The sequence below is a fragment of the Arthrobacter sp. TMS2-4 genome (assembly GCF_054511075.1).
On sequence record NZ_JBTNDI010000005.1, the window covers coordinates 88,636 to 107,363 of the forward strand.

Consider the following 18,728-nt stretch of genomic DNA (forward strand, 5'->3'; position numbering starts at 1 on the left):
CCGGTGCGGCCTTTTTTGCACCTGCACGAGGGTTCCGGTCCCGATCGGGGGTCGACGGTTACGATGGTGACGCCGTCCCGCCGAACAAGGACTCGATGAACGTGGTCTCAACGTTGCCCGCCGATGCGCTCGGTCGCGCGCAGACGGGCGAACCGGCGGCCCTGTCCCTCATCTACCAGTCGCTGAGCCCTGCCGTCCTGGGCTACTTCGTGGGCCGCGGGTCCGAGGACCCGGAGGCCCTCACCCAGGAAGTCTTCCTCGCCGTGTTCTCCCGGCTGGACTCGGTCACCGGAGGGCTGCCAGGGCTACGCACGTTCACCTTCTCCGTCGCCCACGCGCGCTACGTGGACGAGGTGCGGAAGAGGACACGCGCGCCCGTCCTCGTGGGCTACGACGTCGACGGCGATACCCGCACCACCGACTCCGCGGAAACGGTCGCGCTCGGCAACCTCGGGATCGGCGGGGCAGGAGGGCTGCTCGAGCAGCTCAGTCCTGAGCAGCGCGAGGTCATCCTGCTGCGCATCGTGGCGGAGCTGCCGATCGACCAGGTCGCGGGGATCCTCGGGAAGTCGGCAGGATCGGTCAAGCAGTTGCAGCGGCGGGGACTGCTCAAGCTCAAGGAACTCGTTCACCTCGACGAATCGGAAGCCCAATGACTGGACGTGAGACGCCGTTGCCGGACGCCGTGAGGCATCTCCTCGACGAGGCCGGCATCGTCGAGGACCCCGCCCTCGTGCGCGCCGTGGAGACCATCGGCGGCCTCGGTGCGGGGCCGGCGCCCGAGGTGACCGCCGAACTCGCCCAGCTGATGGCCGACGGCGGCAAGGCGCCGCCGGCCCGCCGCAACAAACGGCGCATCACCTTCATCGGTGGAGCGCTCGCCGTGTCCATGGGCGTCGGCATGTCCGGCGTCGCGGCCGGCACTGCCTTCACCGACGGCCTCACGGAGGTCGTCGAGTCGATCGCGCGGTTCAGCATCCGCGACGACGCCGACCGGGCGCACCCCCTTGCCGGCGTGCCGGCGGAACCGGAGGGCCTTCCCGGCGTTCTGGCGGTACCGGATGACGGCGGACGCGGCGTCGTCGCCCCCGAGGAGATCCCGGCCCCGTCGCATGCTGCGCCTGCGCTGTCGGTGGTGGCGTCGATCCCGGCACCGGGGCGCGCGGTGGGGGACCAGGCCGCCGCCGGTTCATCCACCGCAGGCACAGGACGGTCCGTGGTGCCTGCCGCGCCACGTGCTCCGCTGGACGCCGTGCGGTGGGCGGTTGGGGATGCGCGGTCTGCCGCTGTCCCCCCTGCTGCCGTCCCTGCGGCGTGGACGACGCCGTCCGCCGCGGGCCCTGCCCCTGCCGTACCACCGGCTGTGATTCCTCCGGAGGCCGCTCCGCGAGCTTCGGCCCCACCCGTCGCCCCGACGGAATCCACGCCGGCCCCTGGACGCGAGCGTCGTTCCGCGCCTGCGCCGAACAGCCCTCCCATGACCGACAGTGTTCCGCCGGGAAGTCACGTGCCCGAAGTCCTGCCTCCCGGGACCCCGGTCCCGGGGAACGAAAAGGCAGGGGGCCCGGTCCCCGGAGGTGGGGAAACAGATGATCAGGCCCTCGGGAGCGGGCAAGCAGACGCCCCGGGCCTCGAGGTCCGGCTGCTGAGGCAAGCACAACCGGCGGCTCCGACCGTTCCCGGCGGGGACCCGTGGGGGAAGGTCGTCTCGTCCCCGGATCGGCGGGCCCCCACCGCGCCGGACAGGGTCTGGTTTCTCGCCCCCGCCCCGGCACCCGGGCCGGCAGTCGAGCCCGTCGTGGAGGAGCCGGTGGATCAGCCCGCCCCGGATCAGCCCGCCGCGGATCAGCCGGTCGCGGAGCGGCTGATGGATCAGCCCGTCGTGGAGCAGGCGGCCGCGGATCAGCCCGTCGTGGAGCAGGCGGCCGCGGATCAGCCCGCCGCGGATCAGCCCGTCGTGGAGGAGTCGGTGGATCAGCCCGCCGCGGATCAGGCGGCCGTGGATCAGCCCGGCACGGACGAGCCCGCTCGGGGCACGCCGGCGAACCAGCCGGCCCAGGACAGGACAGGGGCACATCGGACGGCCGACGGACAGCCGGAAGAGACCGACCGGCCCGGGGTGTCCGACCGCCGCTAGGAGGTGAGCTGCCGCCGGGAGGAGATGACGCCGGTGTTGAACCCGGCGAGGTTGAGCCCGCCGTGGAAGCGTGCATGCTCGATCTTGATGCACCGGTCCATGACCACGTCCAGGCCCGCGGCTTCGGCCTCACGTGCGACGTCCTCGTGCCATGATCCCAGCTGCAGCCAGAGCGTCCTGGCGCCGACGTCGAGCGTCTCCTGCAGCACCGTGGGCAGGTCATCGTGCTTGCGGAACACATCGACGACGTCGGGCACCTCGGGCAGGTCCTTCAGCGACGCGTAGGCCGGCTGGCCGAGGATCTCCTTCGCCACCGGGTTCACGAAGTACAGGCGGTAGGGGGAGGAGGACTGCAGGTAGGTCGCGACGAAGTAGGATGCGCGCGAGGGCTTGTCCGAGGCCCCGACGATCGCCACCGACCGTGCGGTCCGCAGCAGGTTCAGCCGTTCGGGCGCCGTGGGCCCCTCCCAGGTCCGTTCGGGAATCACGCTGCCGGTGCTGCTCATGCTCCCACTCCCACTGCCCGCGTCGCCGAGGCGTCGCCGTCGTTCTCTCCGGCCGCTTCCTGCGGCAGGTCCCCAAAAGCGTCGTCGGAGGAGTTCACCGCGACCTCCAGGGCCTGGTCCAGGTCCCAGAGGATGTCCTCGAGGTCCTCCAGCCCGACGGAGATGCGCACGAGGTCCTCGGGGACGCCGGCCGCGGCGAGCTGCTCGGTGGAGAGCTGCTGGTGCGTCGTCGAGCCCGGGTGGATCACGAGGGTGCGGGAGTCGCCCACGTTCGCGAGGTGCGAGGCGAGCTGCAGCGACTCGATGAACTTCTGGCCCGCCTTGCGGCCGCCCCTGATACCGAAACTGAACACGGATCCGGGCCCCTGCGGCAGATAGGTCTTCGCCCGCTCGTGATGCGCGTGGGTAGGGAGGCCGGCGTAGTTGACGTACTCCACCCGCGGGTCCGCCTGCAGCCACTCGGCGACGGCCTGCGCGTTCTCCAGGTGTTCGTCCAGGCGCTGCGCGAGGGTCTCGACCCCCTGAAGGAGCTGGAAGGCGGACATCGGCGAGAGCGAGGGTCCGATGTCGCGGAGCTGTTCTGTGCGCAGCTTCGTCAGGAACCCGTACTCCCCGAAGTTCGCCCACCACTGGATGTTGCCGTAGGACGGCACGGGTTCGGTCATCATCGGGAACTTGCCGTTGCCCCAGTCGAAGCGGCCGCTCTCCACGATCACGCCGCCGAGCGTGGTGCCGTGTCCGCCGATGAACTTGGTGGCCGAGTGGATGACGATGTCCGCACCGTGTTCGATGGGACGCACCAGGTACGGCGTGCTCAGCGTGGAGTCGACGATGAACGGGACGCCGGCGTCATGGGCCACCGTGGCCAGGCCCGCCAGATCGGCGATCTCACCGGAGGGATTCGCGATCACCTCCGCGTAGACCGCCTTGGTGTTGTCCCGGATGGCGGCCGCGTAGTCCGCAGGATCCGTCCCCGGGACGAAGGTGGTCTCGATGCCGAAGCGGCGCAGCGTGACATCGAGCTGGGTGACCGTGCCGCCGTACAGCTGCGAGGCAGCGACGATGTGGTCACCGGCCTGGCAGAGCGCCGCGAAGGTGAGGAACTCGGCGCTCATGCCCGACGCCGTCGCCACCGCCCCGATCCCGCCCTCGAGGGAACTGATGCGCTCCTCGAACGCGGCGACCGTCGGGTTGCCGATCCGCGAGTAGATGTTGCCGTACTTCTGCAGGGCGAACAGGTTGGCGGCGTCGTTGGTGTCCTTGAACACGAAGGACGTCGTCTGGTAGATCGGGACGGCCCTGGCCCCGTGGGTGGCGTCGGGAGTGCCGCCGGCGTGCAGTGCGCGCGTCCGGAAGCCGAAGGAACGTTCTGCCATCAGGCACCTGCCTTGCTGGGTCGGGATACTGCGGGGCAGGACCGGGGATCGGGGTGGCGGCCGAAGGCGGCCGTGGCGCTGCTCATGGTTTCCTCCATCGTCCTGGCAGTAGCACCCTCATGTCGCCGCGGGATCGCGGGGGCCAGGGTTGCTGCGGCGTCAGTGAGCCAGATCTCTCAGCCGCTCGGGATGGTCGGGTCGAGTCTGACACCAGGCCGCCGCAGAACCAAACCATGTGTCCCCGTATGAGCCGGCCCCTGCGCGCTGCTCCGGATGGGGCGGCGGAGGCACGCCGTGCGGCACCTAGGGTGGAGGGATGGAGGATTGGAGATCGGCAAGCCGGGCGCAGGACCGGAGGCTGTGGCAGACGCTCTCGTACGTCGGCACCGCGCTGACACTCACGCTGGTCAGCAGCATCCTGGTGGCCGTCGGCGGCCCGGGTGTGGTGGTCACGGAGTGGTTCTATGTGCAGCAGGCGATGCTGCTCGCGCTCAGCGCGGCGGGGACGTTCCTCGCGCTTCGTCGCTGGCGGGCGCTGCGCGGTTGAGGGGCACCCTACCTCCCGTTACAAAAATGTGACAAATCGAGGAGCACCTGGGTATTGTCAGCGAGTGCCTCCGCGACCGTGGGGCGCTTCTGGACGGATTGCCGAGCCCTGCCGTCGTCCGGGACTCGTTCGCAACCAGTAAGGCAGGGACGGGGGAACCACCAGTTCCACCGGGCGCGCAGGGAAACCTGCAGGCGTCCTCGGGGTTAAGTCGTGCCGTACCACCCACCGGTGATGCGCGCGGCCGGGTGACTCCCATCCGAACCCGACAGCTCACCCCGCAGGCATGGGAGAGGTACAACACCATGTCACGAAACACCACTTCACCACGCCACCGCGCCGACGTCGACGGAAATCTCGCTCTCCAGGGCCTGTCCCGCGCAGCGAAGGCCCACGCCACCGCTGTAGGCCGCCCCGTCGCCATCGCCGCCGTCACCTCGGGCCTCGCACTCACCGCTGTGGGCACCGCCAACGCCGGTGAGTACACCACGCAGAGCACGACGACGGCCCCCGCTGCCGTTGCAGCCCCGGCTGTTGCTCCCGCCGCTTCCACGACGCACACGGTCGTCTCCGGCGACACCCTGGGTGCCGTCTCGGCACGCTACGGCGTGGACCTCTCCGCCGTCCTCACGGCGAACGGCCTGTCCGTCTCCTCGATCATCTTCCCGGGCGACACCATCCTCATCCCGACGGGTGCCGCTGCGGCTCCCGTCCGCACGGTGTCGGTGACCGTGGCCGCACCCCAGACCGCCCCCGCACCGCAGGCCGCTCCCGCAGCGTACGTTGCTCCTGCTGCCGCCCCCGCGGCGCCGGCACAGTACGCGGCGGCTGTCGCCCCGGCCGCGGCGGCTGCTCCCGCGCCCGGCGTGCACCTGCTGTCCGGCAAGATCACCCCGGTCGCCTCCGGCGTCGGCGGCACGCTCGTGGCCTCCGCCCAGTCGCAGATCGGGACCACCCAGGACTGCACCGCGATGGTCGAGAAGGCCCTGCGCTCCGCAGGCATCGCCGTCGGCGATCTCGGTCCCTCGCAGTTCTTCCAGTTCGGCTCCGTTGTGGGGACCCCTGCCCCGGGTGACCTCGTCATCACCGGTGGTCATGTCGCGATCTACGTCGGCGGCGGCAAGGTCATCAGCGGCGGAATGAACGGCGTCAACGCCACCATGCAGCACCCCCTCTCGGATCTCCCGGGAGCCTCCTTCGTCCGGGTTGCTGGCTGATACCGAACGAACCACACGCGGGAAGCGGCAGGTGCTTGGACGGGGCGCCTGCCGCTTCCTTCTCTTAACGTCTTCACCCTGCCGGGCGTCAGCGGCGGGCCAGTACGTCCTGGATCCCCGGGATGCATCCCTCGTTCTGCAGGGACGTGGTGTCGCCGAGCGGTGAGCCCTCGTAGAGCTGCGTGAGCAGACGGCGCATGATCTTGCCGGAGCGTGTCTTCGGAACATCCGGAACGACGACGACGGCGGACGGCCGCGCGATCGGTCCGATCGCGGCCGCGACGTGGGCGCGGAGCGTCGAGGCGACGTCCTCGCCCGGATCCGCGCCGGTCGCCAGCACCACGAACGCCGCGATGGCGTGGCCCGTCAAGGGATCGGGGACGGGACACGCGCCGGCCTCGGTGACGAGGGGGTGCGCCACAAGCGCCGATTCGATCTCGATCGTGGACAGGCGGTGGCCCGAGACGTTGATGACGTCGTCCACGCGGCCCAGGATCCACGTGTCTCCGTCGTCGTCGTACCGCGCGCCGTCACCTGCCAGGAACCAGCCCTGCGCCGCGAACATCCGCCAGTACGAGTCGAGGTACCGCTGCGGATCGCCCCAGACGGTGCGCGCCATGGCCGGGCCGTGCCGGTCCACCACGATGAAGCCCTGCACGCCCGGGGGGACGGCGCGGCCGTCCTCGTCGACGATGCGCGTGCTGACCCCGGGCAGCGCGCGGGCCGCGCACCCCGGCTTGAAGTCCGTATCGGTGGGGCTGGGGGAGAGTACGGTGGCGCCGGTCTCCGACTGCCACCAGGTGTCGACGACGGGTACCTCGTCGCGGCCGAGGTTCCGGCGGAACCAGCGCCACGCTTCGGGGTTGACCGCCTCGCCGACCGTGCCGAGGACGCGGATGCTCGAGAGGTCGTAGGAGCCCGGGACGCCGTCCGGGAACCAGCCCATGAGCGAGCGGACCAGCGTGGGTGCGGTGTAGTAGCTCGTGACGCCGTAGCGTTCGATGACCTCGAGGTGGCGTCCGGGATGGGGCGTGTTCGGCGTGCCCTCGTAGAGTACCTGGGTGGCCCCGTTGGAGAGCGGGCCGTACAGCTCGTAGGTGTGTGCGGTGACCCAGGCGAGGTCGGCGGTGCACCAGTGGACGTCCCGCTCGCGCAACGCCGGGTCCGGGTTGCTGAAGAGGTGCTCGAAACTCCAGGACGCCTGCGTGAGGTATCCGCCCGAGGTATGGACCAGGCCCTTGGGCTTCCCGGTGGTGCCCGACGTGTACATGATGAACAGCGGCGTCTCGGCATCGAACCCCTCGGGCTCGTGGTGCTGTGAGGCGGTGTCGACGACGTCGTGCCACCACACGTCGCGGCCTTCCGTCCAGCTGATGTCCGACCCCGTGCGGCGGACCACTAGGACGTGCTCGATGCTGTTGTCCCCGGCCACCGCGGCGTCGGCGTTGTCCTTCACGGGCACGGCGACGCCCCGTCGGAACTGGCCGTCGGTGGTGACCAGGAGCTTGGCGCCCGTGTCCTCGACGCGGAAGCGGAGCGCCTCCGCGGAGAACCCGCCGAAGACCAGCGAGTGCACGGCGCCGATCCTGGCGCACGCGAGCGTGATGACCACCGTCTCGACGAGGACAGGCAGGTAGACGACCACCCGGTCACCCGATCCGATGCCCAGTGCCAGCAGCGCATTCGCGGCCCGCGACACCTCGTCCTGCAGTTCCGCGTAGGTGACGGTACGGCGGTCCCCGGGCTCGCCCTCGAAGTGGAGGGCCACACGATCGCCGTGACCGGCCCGGACATGCCGGTCCACGCAGTTCGCGGCGACGTTCAGGGTGCCGCCGGCGAACCACGCGATGGCGGGGATGCTGAGCGTCCCGTCCACCTGCGGCAAAGCCCTCTCGAAGGAGTGGACCGTGTGCCAGGGCGTGTCCCAGTCGAGCCTGGCGGCCTGCTCCGCCCAGAACGCGAGGCGTGCGGCTTCCTCCCCGGGCGCGTCGGCCGTCGTCCGGGCTGCGCCGGCCGGCGCGTCTGCAGCCGTGCCTGCCCCCGCCGCCGTCGTCGTGCCCGCGCCTATGCCCACCGTCGCACCGCCCAGCGTTCGGCGATGCCGAGGAGCGCGTCCGTCGTCTTCCCGATGACCGCCAGCAGGATGATCGCGAGGATGATGCGGTCCACGCGGCCCGTCTGCTGGGAGTCGGTGAGGAGAAATCCCAGGCCCATCGACGAGGCGATGAGCTCGGCGGCCACGAGGAACAACCAGGACTGCGCGAGGGCCAGTCGCAGGCCGGAGAACAGCGCCGGGACGACGGCGGGCAGCTGCACCGTGGTGAGCAGGCGGAGGCCACCCAGCCCGAACGCCCGCGCGGCCTCGACGAGGTTGCGGTCCACGTGCCGCAGGCCGAGGTAGAGCGTGGTGAAGACGGGGAAGAAGGCACCGATGCTGATCAGGGTGACCTTCGAGTCCTCGTTGATGCCGATCCACAGGACCAGCAGCGGAACCCACGCGAGGGACGGGACGGCGCGCAGCGCGCCCACCGTCGGGGTCAGCAGGACGTCAGCGAGGCGGGAGAGGCCCAACAGGGCGCCGGCGAGTACGCCGAGCACGGAACCGATGACGAAGCCGAGGACCACGCGCTGGGTGGAGATCAGGATGTGGGTGGCGAGTTGACCCCGCTCGACCAGGTCGACGGCGGCCGCGAGGACCGACGCCGGCGACGGGAGCTGCGACGGGCGGAAGAAGCCCGACGCCGTGCTGACGTGCCAGGCGAGCAGGATCAGCACCGGCACGACGAGCCCGAGCAGGACGACACCGGCGCGCCGGGCCGTCCTGCCCGGTCCTGCGCCCTTCGGCGTCCCGGGGCCTACGTCGGGCGCGGCCGCCGCTGAGGGGGGTCGCGCGCTCACCGGAGCGGTGTGGTCGGCGCTCATGAACCGGAGCCGATGGACGCCGGGTCGGCGTTCTCGACGAGGGAGGCGTCGAACAGGGAGTCGAGGGCGGCGTCGATCTGGTCCTGGCTCTGCACGTCGCCGGTCTCGACGAACACGGGGCCGATCTTCTCCAGGACGCTGCGCTGGGCGTCGCCCGGGGCGGGATCGACGTCGAGATTCGTGCGGTCGATGATGACCGACTGGGCGATCGCCGGGTCGATCGCGGCGACCTCGGCGAGGATGGCAGCGGTCTCCTCGGGGTTCTCCGTCGCCCATTCGCGGGCTTTTTCGTAGGCGTTCACCACGGTCTGGGCGACGTCGGGCTTCTCCTCGAGGAAGTCCTCCGTGGCGTTGAGGAAGCCGTAGGTGTTGAATTCGATGTCGCGGAAGAAGAGTTCCGCGCCGTCCTGTTCGGCGGCGGCCATGATCGGGTCCAGGCCGGACCATGCGTCCACGGCGCCGCTCGCGAGCGCCGCGCGGCCGTCGGCGTGCTGCAGGTTCTCGATCGTCACCTCGGACTGGTCCACGCCGGCGGCTTCGAGCGCCTGCAGGAGGAAGAAGTACGGGTCGGTCCCGCGGGTCGCCGCGACGGACTTGCCGCGCAGGTCCTCGACGCTGGTGATGCCGGAGTCGGGGAGCGTCACGAGGGCTGCCCACTCGGGCTGCGAGTAGATGTCGATCGTCTTGATCGGGGATCCGTTGGAGCGGGCCAGCAGCGCGGCCGACCCGGCGGTGGAGCCGACGTCGATCGCCCCGGCCCGCAGTGCCTCGTTGGCCTTGTTGGATCCGGCGGACTGCACCCACTCCACGGTGATGTCCTGGTCGGCGAGCTCCTCCTCGAGCCAGCCCTGCTCCTTGATGACGAGGCTCAGCGGGTTGTAGGTGGCGAAGTCGAGGGTGAGGGTGCCGCCCTGCGTTCCGCCGTCGGCGGCGGCCTGCGTGTCGGCGGCGTTCTCACCGGCGAGGCAGCCGCTGAGGCTGAGCGAGAGTGCGGTGGCGAGGGTGAGCGTGGGCAGGAGGGCGTGGCGGGTCATGGGAATCCTTCGATCGGGCGGATGGCGGGAATGCGTGCAGGCAGGGCGGCAGCAGGGTACGACGGCGCTGCGGGAGGGTGGGCTCAGTGCCCGGTGACACCGAGCATCGACAGCAGGGTGCTGCGGAGTGCTCCGAGGTCTGCGGAGTTGCGGTTGCGCGGGCGGTCGCCGGGCACGGTGACGAGCTCCGCGATCGTGGAACCCTCCGGTCCGTCGTCGACCCCGCGGCCGAGCACGAGGATCCGGTCGGCGAGCTGGAGGGCCTCGTCGACGTCGTGGGTGACCAGCAGTACCGTGGTGGGCTGTGCGCGGTGGATGTCCAGGAGGAGGTCCTGCATCCGGATGCGCGTGAGGGCGTCGAGCGCGCCGAACGGCTCGTCGAGGAGGAGGACGCCTGGGCTGCGGGCCAGGGCGCGCGCGAGCGACGTGCGCTGGGCCATGCCGCCGGACACTTCGCGAGGGCGGTGCTTCGCGAAGGTGTCGAGCCCCACGAGCTTCAGCAGCTCGAGGACCTTCGCCTTGCCGGCGCTGGCGCTGGAGGACTTCGGGAGTCCGATCGCCACGTTCGCCTGCAGGGTGTGCCACGGCAGCAGCCGGGGTTCCTGGAAGGCGACGGCGCACCGCTCGTCGATGCCCGTCACGGGGGTGCCGTCGATGAGGACCTGCCCGCTGTCGGGGATATCGAGTCCGGCGGCTGCGCGCAGGAGAGTGGACTTGCCGCAGCCGCTCGTGCCGAGGATGGCGAGGATCTCGCCGGGTGCCACGTCCACGGTGACGTCCCGGAGGACGGTGCGGCGGTTGGCGGACGGGCCGAAGCTACGACCGAGCCCGGCGAAGCGGATGCCGAGGGCCTGTGTGCGGTGGGACTGGGTGTTTCCGGGTACCAGAACAGCGGTCATAGTGTCTCCATCGGTCCTGGCGGTAGCACCCTACGGATCGAGCCTTCGCCACCGTGTGTCCGGTGGGTCCCATGGCTCGAACCTCGATACCGTCCTGCATCAGGGGGATGCGGACGACCAGGGTTGCTGCGGCGTCACTGATCCAGGTCTCTCAGCCGCTCGGGATGGTCACTACTATGAAACGCCCGGGGTGCCGGGGGAGCAAAATAGGGCGTGTAACAAACGCTGTAACAATGGCAGGACACACCGGGAGGCACCGTGGCACACCAGAACGACCCGCAGGTCATCAGGAGGCTCCTCACCGAGCACGGCCGATGGGCGGTAGTGGGCCTGTCGAACAACCCGCGCCGCGCCGCCGTCGGGGTGTCGCTGTTCCTCCAGGACCGCCTCGGGATGGAGATCGTCCCGGTGAGCCTGAAGGGCGACGACGTCCACGGCCGGCAGGGTTACACGAAACTCGCGGACATCCCGGGTCCGATCGACGTCGTCGACTGTTTCGTGAACTCGTCCAGGGTGGGCGCGGTGGTGGACCAGGCGATCGCGGTGGGCGCGAAGGCGGTCTGGCTGCAGCTCGGCGTGATCGACGAGGACGCGGCCCGCCGTGCGGCGGAGGCGGGGCTCGACGTCGTCATGGACACGTGCCCCGCGATGGAGGCGCCGGCACTCGGCCTCTGAGGCCTACATGCGCTGGTACTTCGACCGGACGACCATGAAGGCGCCGTAGGCCATGAGGCCCAGGGCCACGGCGCCGAGGAGCCAGACGCCGAAGGGCTGGTCGCGCAGTGACTTCAGGGCGCCGTCGAGCCCGGTGGACTGCTCGGGGTTGTTGGTGATCGTGGCGACGATGACGAGGACACCGAGGACTCCGAGAGCGAAGCCCTTGGCGATGTACCCCACGACCCCGAGCCCCACGACGGCGGTGCCGGCCCGCCCCGGTGGAAGGCCCCCGAGATTCTTGAGGAAGTGCTTGGTGGCGCCGCTGTAGACGAAGTACCCGCCGACCACGAGGATGCCGACGCCGACGGCGAGGAGGAAAGCCGCTCCCACCGGGTTGGACATGAGGGATGCGCTCAGCGAACTGGCACGGCTGCTGCTGTCGCTGGAGCCGCCGAGCGCGTACTGGCCGAAGGTCACGCCGATCGCGGCATACACCGCAGCCTGCCCGCCACTCTTGGCCCGAGCCTTGAGCTTGTCCTTGCCGCTGAGCGCCTTCGCACCGAAGAACACCTCACTGAGCTGGAACAGGGCGAGGGCGATGCAGCCGACGAAGCAGAACCACAGGAGCACGATGCCCCCGGGGTTGCCGGCCAGCTGCCCGATCGCCCCGCTCTGGTCGGCCTCGCCGGAACCGCCGCGCGCCAGGCCGAAGGCGATGAGGCCGATCAGGATGTGCAGGATGCCCGCAGCCACGTAGCCCGCGCGGGCGGCGATCTCGAGCCCCCTGGAATTCGAGGCTTCCTCGGCGGCGTCGGAGGCCTTGTCCGCCGCATCCCTGCCCGGTGTGCCTGTCCCTGATGTCATGATGCCCGTCTCCCTCGTCGATCGGCAGGGCGGACGTCACAGGCGCGTCCGGGCCGGTCTGGATCCTCATCCTGCCACTGCTCGGCCATCTTTGTCCGCAGGTCCACTAGGTTGGGATCGGGCCTGCTCCGATCCGGGTCCCGACGGGCATCGAGGGATGGAGGCACCCCATGGAAGAGTTCACGTACGAGGAGCGCGGCGCGACGGACAGGCCCTTCCCCGACCCCCTCGAGGGCGGATGGCCGGCCGGCTACACCGTGATGGTGGAGTCCCACGAGATCCCCGCCGAAGATCCTTCGGCCGCCTTCATCGCCCTGACCGAGGGAATCCTCGCGTGGGAGTTGCACCGCCGGGCCGGGCTCACCATGGAGTCCGACGCCGGGCGCGCCGATCCCGGCGTCCGCGTCGTCTCCGGGTTCGGGATCGGCCCCGCGCGGATCAAGGCCCCGTGCAGGGTGCTCTGGTCTCGCGCGCCGCAGCTCGACGGCGCGGGCAGGGCGGTCCCGGGCCAGCGCGGCGGGTTCGGCTACGGCACGCTGCCGGGCCATCCGGTGCGGGGCGAGGAGGGGTTCCATGCAGAGCTGACGGCCGACAACCGGCTGCTGTTTCTCTGTTCGGCCTACAGTGTGCCGGCGACCCTCCTCTATCGGCTCGCATCGCCGGTGACACGGCTGACCCAGCGGTACGTCCTGTCGCGGTACGTGAAGGCCGCGCGGGAGCTTGCTGGCGCCTGACGTTTCCGGTCCCGCGCGCGCCTCGGGGCACAGAGCCGGGGCATCGGCTCCGATCTGGTGGGACGCCGCCGCGGGTCTGGGCACCCGGCGCGGCGGCCCCCGCTGCCCGGCCTTCCGGGGAGCAACGTCGTCGAAACCCGAACGTGATGTGTCCCAATAGCCCCTCTACGTTGCTTCCGTCACACAACAGCCCTAGGTTGATGCTTACAGCGATCGTTCAGGGAAGTCTCAGCTCCTTAGCCCACGTCCTGGTGGCGATCAGCGGATCATAGCGATCTCGTTCGCAGCGCCCTCTTCGAGGGCGCTGCTTGCGCGTGGGGCCGCACGCTGCTCCGTCGGGATAGCCCGGGGGAAACTACGTGTTCAGGAGAAGCGAATACATGATCAGCACCAAGAAGTGGGTTGCCGCAGGTTCGACGGCCACCCTTCTCGCCGGCGGACTCTTCCTCGGCGCTCCGACGGCCGCGGCCGCACCCGGCGACGCCGCGTGCCTGCAGGCATCCACCCAATTCAATGCGGCACTGAGTACAGCCGGTGTCGACCTCAGCTTCGTCACCCAGTTCGAACTGGCGATGGCAGCGATCGAGGACGCGAGCCAGAACTTCGACGCGGTGAGCCAGGTGGCCGCGACGTCGGAGGCCGCGGTTGCCGCTGAAGCTCAGATCGCCGGCGCTGAAAAAGCGTTGGAGGTAGCGGCTCAGGCGACAATCGACGCCGACGCGACGCTCGCCGCAGCCGAAGCGGCATCGACCGCCGAGGACCCTGACACGGACCCTGCCGTCATCGAAGCGCAGCAGGCGCTGCTGGCTGCTCTGGCCGCCGAAGACGAGGCCGGTGAGGCGTACTATGCCGCGCTGGATGCGTACGACGTTGTAACGAATACGCCCGAGGTGCAGGCCGCCCTCGACGCGCTCGATGCTGCAGCGGTCGAGGCAGACGAACTCCTGCTCCAGCTCAGCGGGAACGAAGCTCTCGCCCACCAGCTCCTCGACCTGTTCAAGGCGTTCCTCGCCGCATGCGATGCCAACGCCATCGGCGTCGATCCTGCACCCGTCGTGCCGGCACCGGTGGCGCCTGCACCCGTCGTGCCGGCGGGACAAGGCGTCACGCCGGTGGGTCCGGCGCCCGTCGCCCCCGTCGTCGCTCCGGTCGCACCGGGTGCAGTCGTGACGGCACCGATGGGGACGAACAAGGGCCTGAACGTCCAGACGGCTGTGACGACCGAGGACGACAGTGCCGCTGTGGTTCTCATCGCCGCGCTGCTGGCCGTCGGGGTCGCGGTTCCTGCGGTCACCGCTGCTCGCATGCGCCGCCTCGAGCGCGCACAGCGCTAGACCCTCGCCGCCCCGGTCCGGAATCGTGGTCGAGAGACCGCAGCTCCGGGCCGGTGCGGTGTGGTGCACCATCCCCCTTCGACTTCAGGACAGCACCGCCATGGAACAGCCCCCGATGCCCGACCGACCCTCGGACCAGCAGGGCCCTTCCGCGCAGACGCTCCAGCAGCCGCGCCGCCCTTTCGCGAAGCGCTGGGTGCTGCTGCCCGTCGTCGCCGTCGGGTTGGCGATCGCCGTCGGCGTCCTGCCACCGTCGTCCTCCGGTGCCCCGTCGTCGTCGGGCACGCTGTCGGCTGTCGCGACGCCCGCGCCGTCGTCCGCGCCCTCCTCCGCCGCGACGGTCCCGGCGCCAACGGCGTCCGCCCCGGCGCCCGGTCCCGCCGCAGCCTCACCCACCGCCCTGTCGTTTCCCGCAGCGGGAATCGATATGGCTGTCCTGCCACTGACGCCGAGCGAGGCTGACCTCGCCGCGCAGACCCTCGTCCCGCCGCTCACGATCGACGCGTACTGGCTCACGTCCTACGGGATCCCCGGCGCCGGATCGGACAACACCACCTACATCGCGGGCCACAGTTGGGACGGCAAGGACGCCCCGTTCAACGCTCTGAGCGACAAGTCCCTGATGGGCGCGGAGTTCACGCTGACCGTCGAGACGGGGGATCTCACCTACGTCGTCGACTCGGTGACCACCCATGACAAGGACACGTTGAAGGACAGCGACATCTGGAACATCGTCCCGAACCGCGTGGTCCTCATCAGCTGCTACACCGAGGACCCGTGGGGCAAGAACGTCGTCGTCACGGCGATGCCGAAAACCGCCTGAGGCTACGCCGGGATCCGGCCGGTGGGCTGGTCCGACGGTTCACGATGGCTCCCATGGTCTTCGGGGGCTGATGACGACGCGCCCTGTCGGAGCGGGCTGTGGCGCCCCCTGCCCTGCCACAGAGCCGGGGCATCGGCCCCGATCCGGTGGAACGCCGTACCGGGTCCGGGCGCCCGGCGCGGCGGCCCCCGACCCGGTCAGTCCGCTTCGCACAGATCCGCGGCATCGGCCCCGATCCGGTGGAACGCCGCACCGGATCCGGGCGCCCGGCGCGGCGGCCCCGACCCGCAGGGGTCCGCCCCCCACGGCCCGGGTCAGCCGAAGTGCTGTGGGAGCGTCCCCTCGTGGGCCTCACGCAACCGGTCCAGCGGCAGCGTGAAGTAGCCCTGAACGTCGAGGGCCTGGTTCTCGGTGTCCACCACGCCGATCCGGATGGTGGGGAAGTTCCGCGCCGTGCACATGTCATTGAAGCGGACCTCCTCGGAGCGGGGGACGCTGACGACGGCGCGTGCCTGGCTCTCGCTGAACAGCGCCGTGAACGCGTCGATGCCGTCACGCTCGCACAGCTCGTCCAGCCCGATCCGCGCACCGACGTCGAAGCGCAACGCCATCTCGCTCAGGGCCGCTGCGAGGCCACCCTCGGAGAGGTCGTGGGCGCCGTCGATCATGCCGTCCCGCGAGCAGTTGACGAGGATCGCCGCGAGCGTCTTCTCGGCAGCGAGGTCCAGCGCCGGGGGCTGCCCGCCGAGGTGTCCGCGCAGGTTGGCCCACTCGGAGCCGTCCAGCTCGTCCGCCGTGGTGCCCAGCAGATAGATCGCCTGACCGTCCTCTCGCCAGCCCGACGGCGTGCGCCGGGCGACGTCGTCGAACACGCCGAGCACGCCGACCACCGGGGTGGGATGGATGGCGACCCCGCCGGTCTGGTTGTACAGCGAGACGTTGCCGCCGGTCACCGGCACGCCGAGCTCCTGGCAGGCGTCGGCGAGGCCACGGACGGTCTCGGCGAACTGCCACATGACCTCGGGGTCCTCGGGCGAGCCGAAGTTCAGGCAGTCGGTGACGGCGAGCGGCTCGGCGCCGGACGTCGCCACGTTCCGGTACGCCTCGGCGAGCGCCAGGCGCGCCCCCTCGTAGGGGTTCAGGTAGGAGTAGCGGCCGTTCGCGTCGGTGGAGATCGCGATGCCGAGGCCGGTCTCCTCGTCGACCCGCACCACGCCGGCGTCGTCGGGCATGGCGAGGGCCGTGTTGCCCTGCACGTAACGGTCGAACTGGTCGGTGACCCAGTTCTTGGCGCACATGTTGGGGGACGCCATCAGTTCGAGGACGGCCTCGCGCAGGTCGGCGGGCCGCTCGGGCCCGAACGAGTCGGCCTGGACGCCGTCGAGCCATGCGGGCCGGTGGTAGGGACGCTCGTAGACGGGGCCCTCGTGGGCGACGGTGCGGGGGTCGACGTCGACGATCTTCTCGCCGTCCCACTCGATGATGAGCCGGCCCGTGTCGGTGACCTCGCCGAGCCAGGAGTACTCCACGGCCCACTTGTCCATGATCGCCTCGAACGCGTCCACGTTCTCGGGCGTCACGACCGCCATCATGCGCTCCTGCGATTCCGACATCAGGATCTCGCCGGGGGTGAGCGAGGGGTCGCGGAGCAGCACGTTGGTGAGCTCCACGTGCATGCCGCCGTCACCGTTGGAGGCGAGCTCCGACGTCGCGCAGGAGATGCCCGCCGCCCCGAGGTCCTGGATGCCCTCGACCACGCCCGCCTTGAACAGTTCGAGGCAGCACTCGATGAGCACCTTCTCGGCGAACGGGTCGCCCACCTGGACGGCGGGGCGCTTGGACGGCTTCGAGGAGTCGAAGGATTCGGAGGCCAGGACGGAGGCACCCCCGATGCCGTCACCACCGGTGCGGGCGCCGAAGAGGACCACCCTGTTGCCGGCGCCGGACGCATTGGCGAGCCGGATGTCCTCGTGGCGCAGCACGCCGACCGCGAGGGCGTTGACGAGCGGATTGCCCTGGTAGACGGCGTCGAAGACCACCTCACCGCCGATGTTCGGCAGGCCGAGCGAGTTGCCGTATCCGCCGATGCCCGCGACGATCCCGTGCACGAGACGCGCGGTGTCCGGGTGGTCGATCGCACCGAAACGCAGCGGGTCCATGACGGCGACCGGGCGGGCGCCCATGGAGATGATGTCGCGGACGATCCCTCCGACACCCGTCGCCGCGCCCTGGTAGGGCTCGACGAAGGACGGGTGGTTGTGGCTCTCCACCTTGAAGGTCACGGCCCAGCCGTCCCCGATGTCGACGACGCCGGCGTTCTCGCCGATCCCCACGAGGAGGTGCTCCTTCATGGCCTCCGTGACCTTCTCGCCGAACTGGCGCAGGTGCACCTTGGAGGACTTGTAGGAGCAGTGCTCGCTCCACATCACCGAGTACATGGCGAGCTCGGCGCCGGTGGGCCGGCGCCCGAGGATCTCCTCGACGCGCCGGTACTCGTTCTCCTTGAGCCCGAGTTCCGCCCAGGGGAGGGCCTGGCCGGGGGTGGCCTCCGCATTCGCGACGGTGTCGATATTGAAGGTCCGGGACGTTGTTCCTGCAGTCACTTAGCCCACCAGTTTCTTGAGTACCGAGGTGAAGATGCCGAGCCCGTCGGTGCCACCGCGGACGCCGACGTCGCCGCGGGCCGAGGAGTCCGGTCCGTAGCCGGCTTCGACGGCGTGCTCGGGGTGCGGCATGAGCCCGACGACGTTGCCCGCGATGTTCGAGATGCCGGCGATGTCGCGGCGCGAGCCGTTCGGGTTTCCGTCGACGTAGCGGAAGACGACGCGGCCTTCACCCTCGAGCTCGTCGAGGGTGCGGTTGTCGGCGACGAACTGCCCGTCCTGGTTCTTGAGCGGGATGACGATCTCCTCGCCGTCCGCGTAGTCCGCGGTCCAGAAGGTGCCGGCGTTCTCGACGCGCAGGCGCTGGTCACGGCAGACAAAATGGAGGTGGTTGTTCTTGATCATCGAACCGGGCAGCAGGTGTGCCTCCGTGAGGACCTGGAACCCGTTGCAGATACCGAGGACAGGGAGGGCGTCCGCCCCGCCCGAGGCCGCCGTCGTGATCTGCTCCATGAGCGGCGCGAAACGCGAGATGGCACCGGCACGGAGGTAGTCGCCGTAGGAGAATCCGCCGGGGATGATGACGGCGTCGACGCCCTGCAGGTCGTGGTCGCCGTGCCACAGCTGGACGGCGCTGCCACCGGCGAGGCGGACGGCACGGACGGCGTCGCGGTCGTCGAGCGATCCGGGGAGCGTGACGACGCCGACCCTCACGCCGTCGAGCGCACCGTCACCGCTGTCGGCGGCGGGCTGGGGGCCGCCGATGAGCGGGGTCTCGAGGTTGGAGGTGGTCACTGGCCGTCCTCCTCGATGACCTCCACGCGCGTGACGTCCTCGATGACCGGGTTGGAGAGCAGCGTGGTGGCGGCGTGGCGGGCCTGCTCGAGGATCTCCTGGGTGACGTCACCGTCCACGGTCAGCTCGAAGCGCTTGCCCTGACGGACGCCGGCGAAACCGGTGAGGCCGATCCGGGGGAGGGCTCCGGCGATCGCCTTACCCTGCGGGTCGAGGATCTCGGGCTTGGGCATGACATCGACAACAATCCGGGGCATCCGGCAACTCCTGTGCGTGAGCG

18 protein-coding genes and 2 riboswitches are annotated in these 18,728 nt (G+C 70.3%); of the genes, 8 read left to right on the forward strand and 10 right to left on the reverse strand.

Annotated elements, in window-relative coordinates; all coding sequences use genetic code 11:
• Nucleotides 1-95 precede the first annotated feature (95 nt).
• Both ACX80F_RS08770 and ACX80F_RS08775 read left to right on the forward strand, forming a co-directional pair.
• Nucleotides 96-656, forward strand: a complete 561-nt coding sequence (locus tag ACX80F_RS08770; protein WP_459335999.1) for an RNA polymerase sigma factor — start codon at nt 96-98, stop codon at nt 654-656.
• Complete coding sequence (locus ACX80F_RS08775; RefSeq protein WP_459336000.1) at nt 653-2,137, forward strand: hypothetical protein; 1,485 nt, start codon at nt 653-655, stop codon at nt 2,135-2,137. Before ACX80F_RS08770 ends, ACX80F_RS08775 begins: the two co-directional genes overlap by 4 nt.
• Here ACX80F_RS08775 and ACX80F_RS08780 read toward each other — a convergent pair.
• Nucleotides 2,134-2,643 carry a CoA-binding protein gene (locus ACX80F_RS08780; RefSeq protein ID WP_459336001.1) on the reverse strand — a complete coding sequence of 170 codons (510 nt, stop codon included), beginning with the start codon at nt 2,641-2,643 and terminating at the stop codon, nt 2,134-2,136. The two genes, ACX80F_RS08775 and ACX80F_RS08780, sit on opposite strands and share 4 nt — an antisense overlap.
• Nucleotides 2,640-4,019 (reverse strand): O-acetylhomoserine aminocarboxypropyltransferase/cysteine synthase family protein, encoded by a 1,380-nt coding sequence (locus ACX80F_RS08785; RefSeq protein WP_459336002.1) that lies wholly within the window; start codon nt 4,017-4,019, stop codon nt 2,640-2,642. The genes ACX80F_RS08780 and ACX80F_RS08785 overlap by 4 nt, the downstream gene beginning before the upstream one ends.
• Nucleotides 4,020-4,110: 91 nt before the next feature.
• A riboswitch (SAM riboswitch) is annotated at nt 4,111-4,215 on the reverse strand.
• A 120-nt stretch (nt 4,216-4,335) separates the two neighbouring features.
• On the opposite strand from ACX80F_RS08785, the gene ACX80F_RS08790 reads away from it, so the two are divergent.
• On the forward strand, nt 4,336-4,566 hold the full coding sequence (locus tag ACX80F_RS08790) for a hypothetical protein (RefSeq protein WP_459336003.1): 231 nt from the start codon (nt 4,336-4,338) through the stop codon (nt 4,564-4,566).
• Between the two features lie 120 nt (nt 4,567-4,686).
• A riboswitch (cyclic di-AMP (ydaO/yuaA leader) is annotated at nt 4,687-4,866 on the forward strand.
• A 5-nt stretch (nt 4,867-4,871) separates the two neighbouring features.
• Nucleotides 4,872-5,783, forward strand: coding sequence for a LysM peptidoglycan-binding domain-containing protein (locus ACX80F_RS08795; protein ID WP_459336004.1), 912 nt, complete (start codon nt 4,872-4,874; stop codon nt 5,781-5,783).
• An 88-nt stretch (nt 5,784-5,871) separates the two neighbouring features.
• Here ACX80F_RS08795 and acs read toward each other — a convergent pair whose 3' ends face one another.
• From acs to ACX80F_RS08815, 4 genes are all read right to left on the reverse strand, one after another.
• The gene (acs, locus tag ACX80F_RS08800; protein WP_459336005.1) at nt 5,872-7,857 is read right to left on the reverse strand and encodes an acetate--CoA ligase; all 1,986 of its coding nucleotides are present in this window, start codon (nt 7,855-7,857) and stop codon (nt 5,872-5,874) included.
• Nucleotides 7,848-8,705, reverse strand: coding sequence for an ABC transporter permease (locus ACX80F_RS08805; RefSeq protein ID WP_459336006.1), 858 nt, complete (start codon nt 8,703-8,705; stop codon nt 7,848-7,850). Before ACX80F_RS08805 ends, acs begins: the two co-directional genes overlap by 10 nt.
• Complete coding sequence (locus ACX80F_RS08810) at nt 8,702-9,739, reverse strand: aliphatic sulfonate ABC transporter substrate-binding protein (protein ID WP_459336007.1); 1,038 nt, start codon at nt 9,737-9,739, stop codon at nt 8,702-8,704. The genes ACX80F_RS08805 and ACX80F_RS08810 overlap by 4 nt, the downstream gene beginning before the upstream one ends.
• Nucleotides 9,740-9,822: 83 nt before the next feature.
• On the reverse strand, nt 9,823-10,638 hold the full coding sequence (locus tag ACX80F_RS08815; RefSeq protein WP_459336008.1) for an ABC transporter ATP-binding protein: 816 nt from the start codon (nt 10,636-10,638) through the stop codon (nt 9,823-9,825).
• 258 nt (nt 10,639-10,896) lie between these two features.
• Here ACX80F_RS08815 and ACX80F_RS08820 point away from each other — a divergent pair, with 258 nt between their 5' ends.
• Nucleotides 10,897-11,313 (forward strand): CoA-binding protein, encoded by a 417-nt coding sequence (locus tag ACX80F_RS08820; protein WP_459336009.1) that lies wholly within the window; start codon nt 10,897-10,899, stop codon nt 11,311-11,313.
• A gap of 3 nt (nt 11,314-11,316) precedes the next feature.
• On the opposite strand, the gene ACX80F_RS08825 is transcribed toward ACX80F_RS08820, so the two are convergent.
• A complete protein-coding gene (locus ACX80F_RS08825; protein WP_459336010.1) occupies nt 11,317-12,159 on the reverse strand; it encodes a DUF1206 domain-containing protein in 843 nt (280 codons plus the stop codon).
• Nucleotides 12,160-12,329: 170 nt separating this feature from the next.
• On the opposite strand from ACX80F_RS08825, the gene ACX80F_RS08830 reads away from it, so the two are divergent.
• The 3 genes from ACX80F_RS08830 (at nt 12,330) to ACX80F_RS08840 (ending at nt 15,050) form a co-directional block, all read left to right on the forward strand.
• Nucleotides 12,330-12,893 carry a DUF1990 family protein gene (locus ACX80F_RS08830; protein ID WP_459336011.1) on the forward strand — a complete coding sequence of 188 codons (564 nt, stop codon included), beginning with the start codon at nt 12,330-12,332 and terminating at the stop codon, nt 12,891-12,893.
• A gap of 380 nt (nt 12,894-13,273) precedes the next feature.
• On the forward strand, nt 13,274-14,227 hold the full coding sequence (locus ACX80F_RS08835; protein ID WP_459336012.1) for a hypothetical protein: 954 nt from the start codon (nt 13,274-13,276) through the stop codon (nt 14,225-14,227).
• A 100-nt stretch (nt 14,228-14,327) separates the two neighbouring features.
• On the forward strand, nt 14,328-15,050 hold the full coding sequence (locus ACX80F_RS08840) for a class F sortase (protein WP_459336013.1): 723 nt from the start codon (nt 14,328-14,330) through the stop codon (nt 15,048-15,050).
• A gap of 314 nt (nt 15,051-15,364) precedes the next feature.
• Here ACX80F_RS08840 and purL read toward each other — a convergent pair whose 3' ends face one another.
• The 3 genes from purL to purS are packed head-to-tail and all read right to left on the reverse strand — an operon-like array spanning nt 15,365 to nt 18,705.
• Nucleotides 15,365-17,653 (reverse strand): phosphoribosylformylglycinamidine synthase subunit PurL, encoded by a 2,289-nt coding sequence (gene purL / locus ACX80F_RS08845; protein ID WP_459336014.1) that lies wholly within the window; start codon nt 17,651-17,653, stop codon nt 15,365-15,367.
• On the reverse strand, nt 17,654-18,448 hold the full coding sequence (purQ, locus tag ACX80F_RS08850) for a phosphoribosylformylglycinamidine synthase subunit PurQ (protein ID WP_459336015.1): 795 nt from the start codon (nt 18,446-18,448) through the stop codon (nt 17,654-17,656). It abuts the gene before it with no gap.
• Nucleotides 18,445-18,705 (reverse strand): phosphoribosylformylglycinamidine synthase subunit PurS, encoded by a 261-nt coding sequence (purS, locus tag ACX80F_RS08855; protein ID WP_459336016.1) that lies wholly within the window; start codon nt 18,703-18,705, stop codon nt 18,445-18,447. The genes purQ and purS overlap by 4 nt, the downstream gene beginning before the upstream one ends.
• Between the last annotated feature and the right edge of the window lie 23 nt (nt 18,706-18,728).

Bases quoted from the DNA above. Each gene is read 5' to 3' on its own strand.
- ACX80F_RS08770 (WP_459335999.1), top strand. From the start codon at position 96: ATGAACGTGGTCTCAACGTTGCCCGCCGATGCGCTCGGTCGCGCGCAG.
- ACX80F_RS08775 (WP_459336000.1), top strand. From the start codon at position 653: ATGACTGGACGTGAGACGCCGTTGCCGGACGCCGTGAGGCATCTCCTC.
- ACX80F_RS08780 (WP_459336001.1), bottom strand. From the start codon at position 2,643: ATGAGCAGCACCGGCAGCGTGATTCCCGAACGGACCTGGGAGGGGCCC.
- ACX80F_RS08785 (WP_459336002.1), bottom strand. From the start codon at position 4,019: ATGGCAGAACGTTCCTTCGGCTTCCGGACGCGCGCACTGCACGCCGGC.
- ACX80F_RS08790 (WP_459336003.1), top strand. From the start codon at position 4,336: ATGGAGGATTGGAGATCGGCAAGCCGGGCGCAGGACCGGAGGCTGTGG.
- ACX80F_RS08795 (WP_459336004.1), top strand. From the start codon at position 4,872: ATGTCACGAAACACCACTTCACCACGCCACCGCGCCGACGTCGACGGA.
- ACX80F_RS08805 (WP_459336006.1), bottom strand. From the start codon at position 8,705: ATGAGCGCCGACCACACCGCTCCGGTGAGCGCGCGACCCCCCTCAGCG.
- ACX80F_RS08810 (WP_459336007.1), bottom strand. From the start codon at position 9,739: ATGACCCGCCACGCCCTCCTGCCCACGCTCACCCTCGCCACCGCACTC.
- ACX80F_RS08815 (WP_459336008.1), bottom strand. From the start codon at position 10,638: ATGACCGCTGTTCTGGTACCCGGAAACACCCAGTCCCACCGCACACAG.
- ACX80F_RS08825 (WP_459336010.1), bottom strand. From the start codon at position 12,159: ATGACATCAGGGACAGGCACACCGGGCAGGGATGCGGCGGACAAGGCC.
- ACX80F_RS08830 (WP_459336011.1), top strand. From the start codon at position 12,330: ATGGAAGAGTTCACGTACGAGGAGCGCGGCGCGACGGACAGGCCCTTC.
- ACX80F_RS08835 (WP_459336012.1), top strand. From the start codon at position 13,274: ATGATCAGCACCAAGAAGTGGGTTGCCGCAGGTTCGACGGCCACCCTT.
- ACX80F_RS08840 (WP_459336013.1), top strand. From the start codon at position 14,328: ATGGAACAGCCCCCGATGCCCGACCGACCCTCGGACCAGCAGGGCCCT.
- purS (WP_459336016.1), bottom strand. From the start codon at position 18,705: ATGCCCCGGATTGTTGTCGATGTCATGCCCAAGCCCGAGATCCTCGAC.